General features: G+C 31.4%; 10 protein-coding genes. All 10 read right to left on the minus strand.

Annotation, left to right across the window (positions count from 1 at the left end; genetic code table 11):
- Positions 1–2 precede the first annotated feature (2 nt).
- The 10 genes from HNV10_RS06745 to HNV10_RS06790 all read right to left on the minus strand — a co-directional run bounded on the left by HNV10_RS06745 (position 3) and on the right by HNV10_RS06790 (position 13,802).
- Positions 3–572: a hypothetical protein gene (locus HNV10_RS06745; protein ID WP_206675990.1), complete on the minus strand. Its 570-nt coding sequence runs from the start codon at positions 570–572 to the stop codon at positions 3–5.
- A 10-nt stretch (positions 573–582) separates the two neighbouring features.
- A complete protein-coding gene (locus HNV10_RS06750; protein ID WP_173300579.1) occupies positions 583–1,461 on the minus strand; it encodes a PPK2 family polyphosphate kinase in 879 nt (292 codons plus the stop codon).
- A 158-nt stretch (positions 1,462–1,619) separates the two neighbouring features.
- On the minus strand, positions 1,620–5,900 hold the full coding sequence (locus HNV10_RS06755) for a T9SS type A sorting domain-containing protein (RefSeq protein ID WP_173300580.1): 4,281 nt from the start codon (positions 5,898–5,900) through the stop codon (positions 1,620–1,622).
- Between the two features lie 631 nt (positions 5,901–6,531).
- Positions 6,532–7,695, minus strand: coding sequence for a sigma-54-dependent transcriptional regulator (locus HNV10_RS06760; RefSeq protein WP_173300581.1), 1,164 nt, complete (start codon positions 7,693–7,695; stop codon positions 6,532–6,534).
- Between the two features lie 2 nt (positions 7,696–7,697).
- On the minus strand, positions 7,698–8,588 hold the full coding sequence (locus HNV10_RS06765) for a DUF6268 family outer membrane beta-barrel protein (protein WP_241695467.1): 891 nt from the start codon (positions 8,586–8,588) through the stop codon (positions 7,698–7,700).
- A 12-nt stretch (positions 8,589–8,600) separates the two neighbouring features.
- Positions 8,601–9,476: a mechanosensitive ion channel family protein gene (locus tag HNV10_RS06770; RefSeq protein WP_173300582.1), complete on the minus strand. Its 876-nt coding sequence runs from the start codon at positions 9,474–9,476 to the stop codon at positions 8,601–8,603.
- A gap of 3 nt (positions 9,477–9,479) precedes the next feature.
- Entirely contained in the window at positions 9,480–10,793 is a 1,314-nt protein-coding gene (locus tag HNV10_RS06775; RefSeq protein WP_173300583.1) for an ABC transporter permease, read from the minus strand.
- Positions 10,794–10,795: 2 nt separating this feature from the next.
- Positions 10,796–11,722: an ABC transporter ATP-binding protein gene (locus HNV10_RS06780; protein ID WP_173300584.1), complete on the minus strand. Its 927-nt coding sequence runs from the start codon at positions 11,720–11,722 to the stop codon at positions 10,796–10,798.
- A 360-nt stretch (positions 11,723–12,082) separates the two neighbouring features.
- Positions 12,083–13,201 (minus strand): molecular chaperone DnaJ, encoded by a 1,119-nt coding sequence (dnaJ, locus tag HNV10_RS06785; protein WP_173300585.1) that lies wholly within the window; start codon positions 13,199–13,201, stop codon positions 12,083–12,085.
- 49 nt (positions 13,202–13,250) lie between these two features.
- Positions 13,251–13,802 (minus strand): nucleotide exchange factor GrpE, encoded by a 552-nt coding sequence (locus HNV10_RS06790; RefSeq protein WP_173300586.1) that lies wholly within the window; start codon positions 13,800–13,802, stop codon positions 13,251–13,253.
- Positions 13,803–13,923 lie beyond the last annotated feature (121 nt).

A 13,923-nucleotide genomic window follows, 5' to 3' on the forward strand; every position in this document is an offset into this window, starting at 1 on the left:
AGTTATAAGCTAACTTTCCCCGTAAAATGATTCACTTTTGGGTTTATTGGGTTACCAGTATTACGACGATAAATCACCAATTGTCCACAATGCCAAATTGAATCTGCTATTGGACCATTAATCTGATTCCAAAACGGAATTTCACGATCTCCAAAAATAATTTTGTACTCAGAAACATCTTCACTTTCCCTCAAAATATCTGCTGCTATTTTTAGATTATGCAGCGTTTTTACTCTTAATTCAATGTAACTTAATTCTTCTTTTTTATTTGAATTTGGCTGCTTTAATGTAGAATTTACTATGATTTTAGATAAGTTATAAATATGCTGAATCGTTTCTAGTGAAGTTCTACCAGCTTCATTAGCTTTATATGCTAAATCTTTTTCTGTTAAACTATCGGAAGCCCAATAAAACCTAAAACCTAAAGCATCAACCATCCTAGCTGCCATTGTACCAGCAGTAAATTTTTCGGAATACTCAGGAACTTCATAATACGGAAGTTTCTCTTCATTTAGAGATTGAGCAGAGGAAGAAAATCCAATTGAGAGTATAAACACAAGTTTTAATGACATTAATTTAATCTTATTCATTTTCTAATTGAGCCTTGTATAAATCTATATTTGCCTTTTGCTTAGCAGGTAATTCTGGTTCTTTTATATCCTTATATTCTTTTAAAGTATCATATAGTATTTTTGCCACAACATATCTCGCGGTTGGTTTATCATCTGCAGGAATATTATACCATGGCGCATGCGCTTTGGAAGTTCTGTTTAAGGCGTCTTCATAATACGTTTGGTAATCATCCCAACATTTACGCTCGTCTAAATCGTCTGGTGAAAATTTCCAGTTTTTACTTGGTTTATTAAGTCTGCGTAATAATCTATTTTTTTGTTCGTCTTTAGAAATATTAAGAAAAAACTTAAATACAATAGTTCCGTTATCGGCAATGTGCTTTTCAAAATTATTGATTTCGTTAAATCGTTTGTCCCAAAAAGCGTCATCAATATCATCTAGACTATTAACATTTGGCATGTTCTCATACATTAAATATTCTGGATGCACTCTTGTAACCAACACATTTTCGTAATGAGTTCTGTTAAAAATCCCGAATTTTCCTCTTGCAGGCAAAGCAATAACATGCCTCCAAAGGTAATCGTGTTTTAATTCTAATTCCGTTGGTTTTTTAAAACTATGCGCAACAATTCCTCTTACATTAAATTCTTTAAAAACCTCTCTTATTAAACTGTCTTTGCCTGCTGTATCCATGCCTTGAATACACATTAAGACTGCATATTTTCCATGTGCATACATGGTGTTTTGTATGTCTGCCAAGTTTTCACTCACAGTTCTTAACTCACGTTCAATGCTTTTTTTATTAACACCTAAATCTATTGAGGTTGGTAAATCCTTAATCTTAATTTGCGAAGAAATTTTAAAATCTTCTATCGTAATTTTTTTCATATTATTATTTATCTTCTAAAGATAGTAAAGATTTTATATTTTTTATAAAGACCGAGTTCTATCTTCAAATTCAATAAACATTTTTTCATTTTTGCTAATTATGTTAAAAAATAAAGGCTGACACAAAGCCAGCCTTTTATTCATATTATAATTAACTACTAATTATTATAAAAAATCACTTTTTGAACTTTTGACACATTAGCACTTGTAATTTTAGTGACAAAAATGCCAGACTTAAAATTGCTAAATTCAATTTCTTGAGAATTTACATTTAGCTTTAATTCTTTAGTTTCAACTAGTCTTCCCTGAACGTCATATAAATCTAAAGTGGTCATTTCACTAAGCAATCCATTTAGTTGTAAAACATTTGAATTTGGGTTATTATATAGCACCAACTCATTTAATTCTGGATTTTTAATAGACAATGCACTAGCTTGTATGTTTAAGTAAAAACGACCAGTACCGCTAATATTAGAACTAGGTGTAATTATATAGTCTGCATTATTTAATAACGTAGTTGTATTTGTTTCGGTATCTTGTAAATATACTTCTATACCATTTGGCAATGTAGACTCCTCTATACTTAAAGTCAATGTTTCACCTGCATTAGCATGTACACCAAGAGGTATAGTTACATTATTTAAATCTGTATCATTTAAAGACTGAATTGCCATTGGTTTTCCTTCATTATTTTCTACCAAATTAGAATATAAAGAGAAACTAGGTGTTTCATTGTTCCATGTTGTAGAATCATATCCATAATCTAAACCTAATGTTGAATTAGAATTGAAATAAAAATCAGTATGATAAGAATTATCCGATGCACTAGCTTTTAGTTTTAAGTACGTTAATTCAGTAGTGCTGCTTCTGCCTGCAATAAAATCATCAGAACTTCCAACAGTACGCATTGCTGGTGTAAACTTTATAGTTGCAGATACATTTGGATCAGTTGCTACAAAGAATCCTTGACCAGGAGTTATTAAGGTAGAAGCTGTGGTATTGGCTAAGTTATAAATAACCCAATCATCATGAGCAGTACCATCATAGCCATAGATTCCGAAATAAAATCCACTATTCATTGCATCTATATTGCTAGTTTCATTAAAAAACTCTTGTACACTTATATATGAAGGATAAGGGTTTCCAATTAAATTCCAAATATCACCATTAGATACAATAGGCGTTATTACTTCTGAGGTTTCAACATTTCCTGTAAATGTATATGTACCGTTATCTGTAGAACCTGTTCTATAACCAATACCTGCATCTAAAGTAGAAGTATCATCACTTGGACTATAGATAGTGTATGAAAAAGTACTGTTTTTAAAAGGACCAAATAAAAAAGCTGGACTACCTCCTATTGTACCAGACAATATATTAGGGTTTGCTGCTCTAAAATCTCCAAACGTTTGGCCAGTTAATGGCGCACTAATAAGGTCATTAGCTGCAGTTGATTGACCAGATGGTGCCGCTTCATTAATATGTCTGTCATAAAATACATCACCAATAATTGAACCATCTAAAATTAAACTTGAATAACTTGTAGATATAGATTCTAATTGCACCTTACAATTTGCTGTTAATGTTGCAACAGCATCAATATACAGACTAGCACCTGCTTTTACTGTAATACTATTTGCTTTAGCACTACTCGTGGTAATAGACATGTTAATACCTGTTGGAATAGTTACATTATCTGTTGCACTTGGTACACCAGCTGGAGACCAACTTGCCGCTGCATCCCAATCTGTACCAACTGCTAATTTAGTTGAACTTAATCCTATAAAAGTAAAGTAAGTACCATCTGCAAAATCTATACCTGCTGGTAATTCCCAATTTGTACCATTTAAAGTTAATGGTATTTCTGTTGCATCTATTGAAAAATCGGCATCACTGCTTTTTGTAATTAAGCTTAAATCAGTAATACTTGCTGGTAATTTACTATTTGCTGTACTACTGTAATCTGGAATAGAAAGATATACTGTACCTACTGTCCCAGTCTCATCTATACGCCAAACTCTATCTAAAATTTGCTTGTCACAAGAATCAGAATCATATGAAGACCATTGTATGGTTTCATTATTATTTCCCCATGTCATAAAACTTAAATCGGCACTATGCTCTGTACTTCTTGTTGTATAATCTGTATTTAATGCTTCAAAATCATTATCTAGCGCAAAAGCGATTAAAGCATCATCATTTCTAGATTTTGAAATACGTTGGTCTAAACCTGTCTTTGTATCTAAGCCAATACCTGCAATATCATTATTGTAACCTACATTTTCAGTAGCATCCCAAGAAACACTTCCTGTTGCTCCGTTCCAATTACTTGCGTAATAATTTGTTGGAGTAACATCTTGATTTAAGGTAATTCCGTATTTTAAAGCAAGGTAAGATTCTATAGTTTCAATTTTAGAAGGCTCTAAAGTGACATTTTCAAAATAAATAACTTCAGAAATATCACCTGAATAGTATATGTTATTTCCGGCAGAATTAAAACTACCAGCTTCAGAACCGTCACCTAAATACCCATAACGTCTAGTAGAACTATTTAAAGCAACATTGGTTAAGTCTGCGCTAATTTCTTCTGTTCCGTTTAATCTTATTGTTGTTTCATTTACCTCAGAAGTATTAAACACATAACCTCCAATTTGAGGAATTCCGGTATTGGTTACTGTTGTTCCTTTTACATCTACGATATTTGAACCCGATGGATGATAAGAAAAACCTAAAGTTCCGTCTCCTCCAACAGATGTACTAAACCATTCGCTTCTATCAAAATCTAAAAATGCCCAGTTTTTATTATCATAAGAACTTGAAGTACCCGATAAATCCGTATATGATGTAGAATATACTGTCCATACGTACACTTGGTTTAAATTATCTGAACTCGTGTAGTTTAAATTTTCAATTGGCAATCTATCATTAGTTCCATCAAAAGTAAATGTTGGATTATAGTTCATTGCGTTAGCAGCAGAAGGACGATTATCAGCACTAGCTTGTGTCATTTGATAACCATTACCTGCCTGATTAGTTACATTCTCTACGCTACCATCTGTTTGTGTAACACCTTGGTCTGCTTTATACCATAGTTTAGAACCAAAAACACCACCTGGAGTTACTGGATTTTTTTCAATAAATGTTACACGGTCGCCATCAGTTAAGTTTAAAGAAATGTAAAAATGAGTTGAATCTTGGTTTAAAGTGTAACGTACATCACTTGCATCAAAAGTATCATCATTACTTACTATTACATCTACTTCATTACTTATAAAATTAGATTTAGGCATTGCTAAATACACAGTACCTGTTTCTCCTATTTCTTGAAAATACCATTTTCTTTTATTGATATATTCATTGTTTGCAACATCATATTCTTCTACTTCAAAATCATTTCCATTATGACCAAACATTAAAGAAGTTCCTAGCGGAAAATCTGTTCTTGTGGCATCGTTATTAAGTGACGTATAATCATTGCTTGAAGAGATAATTAACCCATTATTACTGTTTGATTGTGCAACCTTTTGATTAATTGCTCCTACGCTACTATCATTTATTACACCTGCAACATCATTCCAATATGCTGTATTGTTCCAAATTACTGTATTAGAAGAATTTACATAACTACCAATATTTTGATTTAACGTAATTCCATATTTTACAGCTAAATAAGATTCAATCTTATGAATTTCTTCAGCTGTTAAACTATTTTCTTCGTAAAAAATAATCTCAGCAATTTCACCATCGTAATTAACATTGTTAGCAGTACCATTTTCTGTTGCTGCCTCTGAACCATCACCAACAAAACCATACCTATTACTTGTTGTTAAAATAGGGTTAGTTGTAACATCTTCTGAGTAATCTACATTTCCATCTAAACGCATTACAGACTCATTGGTCTCTAGATTATTAAAAATAAATGTTCCTATGTGAGCCGAATTATCGTTAGATGCAGTATTAGCTACTAAATCTTGTATACCATCAGATTGATAGGACATTGCTAATCTTCCATCGCCATGCACATAGAAATTAAATGATTCACTTCTGTCAAAATCAACAAAAGACCAATTCCCATTAAAACTAGAAGAATTAACATCTGTTTTATAAATAACAAAACCATAAAGCTGATTTATAGTTGTATTAGATGCATAATTTAAATTTGATATTGCTAAACGATCATCTGCACCATCAAAAGTAAATGTGCTATTAAAATTAATTGCACTACTTTGAGTAGGTTTAGAGTCTGCAGTAGATTGATAGAGCTCATTTCCGAGACCACTATCATCTGCCCAAGTTAATGTGCCATTATCATTGACACCAAAGTCTCCTCTTACCCACATTGACATGTCGGATTTACCAACACCTCCTGGTGATTGTGAAAAACTGATTATACTGCAGCTTATAAATAAAGAACAGAAGATTAAGGTTTTTAAATTCATAATGATTTAGGGGTTTTAATTTATTAAAGGTTTTTATTTGCTGCTTATAGAATATCATCTATATCTATAACCAACAGTTAGATTATTATGGCTCAAAGGTACCAGCAAATTGAAGCTACTTTTCTCTAATTCGATGAGCTTCTATCTACATAAGTTGAATTACTTTTAAGTGTCGATGAATGGTTTTTACCTTACCGCAAAGGCATATTAGCGTATTGCATTACACCGAGATTTTCTTTAAATCATCGACATAAGTCCACGCTCGGTAAAACATTTAAAAATGTTTAGCAATGGTGTTTATAAAGCAATTTTAGAATTGACACTTAAGAGACAAAGTATCTTCTAGTAAGGAGAAATATAATCTATAAAAACAATTTGCATGAAGAAAATAAACCTTTTACATTTAATTAGGCTGATTAAAACTGAGGTAAAAAACAGCATTAAAAGCTAATGACATGACTATCATAATTCTTAAGGGTTGAATATGAAACTAAGGTTTAAGTTTTTTTTAAACACATACTTTATCCGATAAAAAATACGATTTATCGGATAAAATTATAATTTAATCTAATTAATTAGTTTGAAGGTATCCTCAAAAAACATAAAGTTAACCTATATTAATCAGTTAATTCTATTTTGTAGCAAAGGCTTTAACATCACTTTCACTCACTTCTTTTTCACCTAAAATAATTAAACGTTCAACAACATTACGTAACTCACGTATGTTCCCTGTCCAATCATAATTTTGAAGTAATTTTATGGCCTTGGTAGAAAATGCTTTTTTTGCATTGCCTTGTTCTTTAGAAATCTTTTCGGCAAAATAGTTAATTAACAAAGGTATATCTTCTCGTCTATCATTTAGTGCTGGCACTTTAATTAAAATAACAGCTAATCTATGGTATAAATCCTCTCTAAATTTACCCTCTTCAATTTCCTTTTTTAGATTTTTATTAGTGGCTGCGACAACTCTTACGTTTACTTTTATGTCTTTATCACTTCCTACACGCTGAATTCTGCTCTCTTGCAAAGCACGCAATACTTTAGCTTGTGCAGATAAACTCATATCTCCTATTTCATCTAAAAATATGGTTCCTCCATTTGCGGCTTCAAACTTACCAGCTCTATCTTTGGCTGCAGATGTAAAAGCACCTTTAACGTGTCCAAATAATTCACTTTCAATTAATTCTGAAGGAATTGCAGCACAATTCACCTCAATCATTGGTCCTTTAGAACGTTCGCTTTTTTGATGTAACCAATGCGCAACAAGCTCTTTACCTGTGCCGTTTGGCCCAGTAATTAATACACGTGCATCTGTTGGCGCAACTTTATTAATCATATCTTTTATACGAGCAATGCCCTCACTATCACCAATCATCTCATAGTTTTTGCTAACTTTCTTTTTTAGCATTTTGTTTTCGACTACGAGTTCTTTTCTATCTAAGGCAATTCTAACTGTATTTAACAATCGGTTTAAATCTGGTGGTTTAGAGATATAATCAAAAGCACCTAAACGCATTGTATTAACAGCTGTATCTAAATCTCCATGACCAGAAATCATTACCATTGGTATTTCTGGTTTTATCTTTTTTACAGCTTCTAAAACCTCAACACCATCCATTTTTGGCATTTTAATATCACAAAGTACTAAATCAAAATCGTCTTTTTTTATTTTTTCAATTCCTACTAATCCGTCTTCAGCTTCTTCAACTTCATAGGTATCATTTTCTTCAGAAAGTATTTTAACTAATACTCTTCGGATTGCAGCTTCATCTTCTATTATTAATATTTTTGGCATAATTATATTTTAAATTTTATTCCACTTCTAAAATAGAAAGCGTTTAAATCATTTAGACTATATATATCATCTCTATTATCATCTCTTAAGTGATTACTTAACCTAATTGTATAGCCAATATAAGAATAAGCAATTAAATGTTTTGTAAAACAATACTCATATCCAATTCCTCCTATTACAGCAGAAAGCGAAATATTGTCTGCAACTTGTCCGTTAACAACCATTGCTTTTTGAACATTTGCAAAGTAACCATCGAGACCTGCAAAGGTTTGCAATATACTATTTTCACTTAAAAAGTACTTTAGATTAGATTTTGGCACGCCAAGACTAAATGACCATTTATCATTAACTCGTCTGTAGTAACTTATAAATGGCAGTGGAAACGGTACACCTGTAGTTGTATTATAGGTAAGTCCTAAAATTAATCGATAAGGTCTATCTATATCTGTTGCTACAGTTCTGTCCTTTATAGCAAAAACACCACCATTTATAAAAAAATCATCTCCAGAAAGCTTACCCGTTAAGGTTGATGCTATTCTTGGTGTTATTTTTAATCCTAACCTCCAAGTATCACTTGCTTTAAACGTATAACCTAAATTTAGATCAATGACGTGTAATTTTCTTAAAGAACTAGTATTAAATGGGTATTCATCTTCTAAATTAAGTATAATTCTATTGTATTCTCCTCCTAGAATAAAGTACTGTTTGTTTTTAATTTTAATAGGATAATTTACCGTGGCTTTCAGTCTTGTATATTGATCTTCTGATTTACTACTTGGAATAAATGAATATTCTAGTCTTGCTAAATCTGTAAGCTGAGCATGCAAAGTATGACCACAACTTACAAGTGATATAACTATAATTGTAAAACATTTTGAAAACGATAAGGTCATACAATTAAATTTCTATTTTTTAATAATATGAATATCGCGTTGTGGAAAAGGAATTGAAATATTATTTTCTCTAAAAAGTCGATCTATTTCAAAACGAATTTCACTTTTTGGGAATTGAGCTCTAAAACTATCACCAATTGTAAACACCAATTTAAAATTTAATGAACTCTCACCAAAGTCGGTAAATATAACAACTGCTTCTGGACTATGTAAAACGTCTTCATTAGTACTTGCGGCTTGCAAGAGCAACTTTTTAACTAATTGTACATCACTACCATAAGCCACTCCAACCTCAACGCTCTCCCTTGTAGACATTCCGTTTTGAGTCCAATTATACAGGCTATTCTCTAAATATAAATGATTAGGAATTACTAAAACTTTATTATCAATTGTAACAGCTCTAGTCGTTCTCAACTTTATCTCTTCTACCCTACCAACTTTACCATTTATTTCAATAATATCGCCTACATGTACTGATTGATCTATTAATATAAATATACCTGAAATAATGTCTTGAAATAAGGTTTGAAGCGCCAGACCAACACCTATTAATAAAGCCGCAGATGCTGCAAAAACTGCAGTAATATTAACACCTACACTATGAAGGGTAATAAGTAAAATAATGATATAAACTAACCATCTAAAATAACCATACACTACACTAAACTTACCTTTATCTTCATTTGGTAATTTTCTTGTAATAACTTTAAAAATAACTCTTAAAATAATAGTTGTTATAAAAATAGACGTTATTACAACGAGTATATCTAAAATAGATATACTAATGTCATTACCAATGTCCATATGTAAGCTCAAGAAATCCTTAGATTTCTCCCATACTGAACTTTCAGTAATTGTATCTTCTATTTCACTAAAATCTTGAATCATTAATTAATACTTCAACCATTTAAAAAGTTCTTTATAAGTTGGTTTTTTACCATACATTAAAATACCGACTCTATAAATTTTAGCAGCAAACCAAACAGCAAAAATAAATGTCCCAATAAGCAATAATAACGATAATCCTTGCTGCCAAAGTGGAACACCAAAAGGAATTCTCATCAACATAACTACTGGAGATGTTAAAGGAACAAATGAAAACACAGTTGAAACCGTACCATGAGGGTCCTCAATTACGGTAAATACTCCAACATAAACTGCCAATATTAAAGGCATTAAAATTGGTAGCATAAACTGCTGTGTATCTGTTTCGTTATCTACTGCTGCACCAATCGCTGCGTATAATGAACTGTAAAGTAAATAACCTCCAATAAAGAAAAATATAAATGCAATAATTAAATTAGTTAGAGGTAAATTTCCTATTGCTGTAATTAAATTCTCAGCCATAGCTTGTGCACCTTCTGCTTGCATAGCTTGATTCATCATTTCTTGTTGTGGTGTTTTTACCTGAGTTAAATCAATACCAAAAATCGTAGAAACAATAATCATTAATATACCTCCTAAAATTACCCATATTACAAACTGGGTAATTCCGGCGAGTGATGTACCTATAATTTTTCCCATCATTAACTGAATAGGTTTTACAGACGAAATAATAACCTCAATGATTCTGCTTGTTTTTTCTTCTATAACACTTCGCATTATCATATTGCCATAAATAATAATAAACATAAACAACAAATAACCTGCTGAACCACCAAATGCCAGTTTTACTATGTTATCTATTTTAGAGCTCTTTTCACCATCAAAACTTTCTTGTTGTATTTCAATATTTGTTTTTGAAGCTTCAATTTGGGCAATAGTAACACCATCTTTTTGAAGTTTCATTTCCCTCAAACGTTTTTCAATTTTTTGCTCTAAACCTGTCATTATAGTTAATGATGGTGATTCTTCAGAATAAAATTTAACATTATCAGAAAATAAATCAAGAGAATCAACTGCAGAAATATATAATAAACCATAATCCTTTTTATCCTTAACCAAAGCTATTGCCTTATCAAATTCTAATCCACTTAAATTGGTATAAGTTGTATTATCTGTATTTTGAAAGATGTCTTTTAAGTATCCCGTTTCATCTAAAATTGAAATTGTACGCTGTTTATCATTATTCAATTGAGACAAATATGCAACAACAGCAATCAAGGCAATCATTATTAACGGACTTAAAAATGTCATTATCACAAAAGACTTATTCTTCACTTTTGTAAAATATTCACGCTTTATGATTAGTGGTAAATGATTCATTTTTAGTTATTTTTTATAGTTTGAATAAAAATATCGCTAGCCGAAGGTATAACTTCTACAAAGTGATGTACTTCTGCTTTTGATGTTAAAAATGAAAGCAAATCGTTAGGAGATGTTTGATCGCTTAGTTTAATATTTAACTTAATATCATCATTTAAGTTTTTAAAGGTTGCCGGAAGCACTTCAAATCTATCTTTAATTTCGGCAAACACTTTATCTTTATTTAATGACTCTAATCCTACCTCAAATGTATTAGTCTTGTATTGACGCTTAATATCATTTAGCTTTCCGTCTAACACTTTATTTGATTTATGAATTAACGCTATATGATCACATAATTCCTCAACAGATTCCATTCTATGTGTAGAAAAAATAACAGTTGCGCCTTCTTCTCTTAGCTGTAAAATTTCGTCTTTAATTAAGTTGGCATTTATTGGATCAAACCCAGAAAATGGCTCATCAAAAATCAACAATTTAGGTTTATGCAGCACAGTAACAATAAATTGTATTTTTTGAGCTTGCCCTTTACTTAATTCTTGAATTTTTTTATTCCACCAATCACCAATCTCTAACTTATCAAACCAATATTTTAATCGATTTCTTGCTTCTGTTTTAGTAAGCCCTTTTAGTTGTGCTAAGTATAAACATTGCTCGCCAACTTTCATAGATTTATATAAGCCTCGTTCTTCTGGTAAATAACCAATGTCTCTTATATGCTCTGCCTTTAATGGCTGACCATCTAAATGCACAGAACCTTCATCTGGCATTGTTATTTGGTTAATAATACGTATTAATGTAGTTTTACCTGCTCCATTGGGACCAAGCAAACCAAAAATACTACCTTTTGGGACAGCTATAGATACTTGATTTAGTGCTTTAAATTTTCCGAAATTTTTAGAAACGGAATTAGCAACTAATAAGTCATTCATAAAAAACGATATTTAAGTGTTTGGGATATTACGTAAAGATATTAAATGTAATAGATTTTAAATAAATAAACCATACTATTTCTGCGAAATAGAATTATTAAAAAAAATTGATAATTAACTCTAGTATGATTAACATTTATTTGAGCTAAAAATTGCGAATATCAATCAAAAAAATAGTAATGTCACTAGCTACAAAAAATGTTTTATTATCATCTATTAAGTTTACAATCAACCTAAAAAACAAAACCCACCCTTATGGTTAGACAAGGATGGGAAAAAATTGCTATGAAAAAGAAAAATTATCGCTAATTAGAATTAACGATAATTCAAATATAGTATTTTTTATTAAAAATAACGTCTTTATGAAAACATATCTTTTACTTTTTCAAAAAAAGATTTATCCGAGCTTTCTGGTTTAGGTTCAAAATGTTCATCCTCTTTCATACTTTCAAAAAAGGCCTTTTGTTTTTTATTTAAAGTCTTTGGTGTCCAAACATTTACATGCACCAACAAATCACCTTTACCATAACCATTAATACTAGGAATACCTTTACCTCTCAATCTTAAAATTTTACCAGATTGTACACCTGGTTCAATTTTAATTCTCACTTTTCCGGTAACTGTATCTATTTCTTTTGAGTTTCCTAAAACAGCATCTGGCAAACTCACATACATGTCATAATGTAAATTATCACCTTCTCGTTTTAGCGTTGCATGCTCTTCTTCTTGGATGGCAACTAATAAATCACCAGCAATTCCATTTCCTGGTGCATCGTTTCCTTTTCCTGTAACTTTAAGCTGCATACCATCAACTACACCTGCTGGTATTTTTACAGTTACAGTTTCTTCTGCTATTTTTAAACCTTGCGCATCTGCATCAGATGGTTTTTTATCAATTATTTGTCCTGCTCCACCACAAGTTGGACAAGCTGCAGATGTTTGCATACGACCTAAAATGGTATTTGTTACACGTGTAACTTGGCCTGCTCCATTACATGTTGTACATGTTTTATAAGTTGTACCTGGCGCCTGTATTTTACGTTTAACTTTAATCTTCTTTTCTACACCATTAGCAATATCTTCTAGAGATAAAGTGACACGAATACGCAGATTACTTCCCTTTACCACACGTTGTCTACCGCCTCCGCCAAAGCCGCTAAATCCACCTCCACCGAAGCCTCCTCCAAATATATCTCCAAATTGGCTGAAGATGTCGTCCATATTCATTCCACCTCCACCGAAGCCTCCTCCATTGCCATCAAAAGCTTGTTGACCAAACTGATCGTAACGAGCTCTCTTATCTGCATTACTTAAAACTTCATAAGCTTCAGCTGCTTTTTTAAATTTTTCTTCAGCACTTTTATCATCAGGATTTTTATCTGGATGATATTTTAAAGCCATCTTACGATATGCTTTCTTTATTTCTGCTTCAGTAGCTCCTTTGCTTATACCTAGTACTTCGTAATAATCTTCTTTCATCAACTTTATATTGTTCGTTTCACAAAACTCGAAACTTGCATTCTAATTTTTATTGCCCTATCACTACTTTAGGAAAACGAATTACTTTGTCTCCTAGTTTATAACCTCGTTCTACAACATCAATAATTTTACCTTTTAAATCATCAGATGGTGCTGGTATTTGTGTTATAGCTTCATGATCGTCTGCATTAAAAGTATCTCCTTTATTTACCTCAATTTTTGATAATCCTTTTTGTTCTAAGGTATTTACTAATTTATTATAAATTAACAACACTCCTTTTCTTAATTCTTCTGCTTCTTTGTCATCTTCTATATACATTAGGGAACGTTCAAAATCATCTAAAACTGGCAGTAGAGAAACCATTACATCTTGACTTGCTGTTTTAAATAGCTCTATACGCTCTTTAGTTGTTCGTTTTTTATAATTTTCAAATTCTGCAAACAAACGCATAAATTTATCTTTCTCAGCAACCAATTGATCTTGCAACTGCTCTTCTGGTGTTTTTGTTTCTTGCGTCTCTACCTCTGCCTCTGTTGTTGCGGCAGCCTGATCTTCAACTTGAGGATCTTCAACTTTTGTATTCTTATTTTTTTTACTCATTTTGAGTTCTTTTTAAATCTTTGATTTAGAATTGGCAAAAGTACTGCCATTATTATAAAAATGTCAAAATGTCATTAACATTTTTTTATCATTCTTTAATCGATGTATTACTTACCTTTAC

It is taken from the genome of Winogradskyella litoriviva (assembly GCF_013249065.1).
Lineage (GTDB): Bacteria > Bacteroidota > Bacteroidia > Flavobacteriales > Flavobacteriaceae > Winogradskyella > Winogradskyella litoriviva.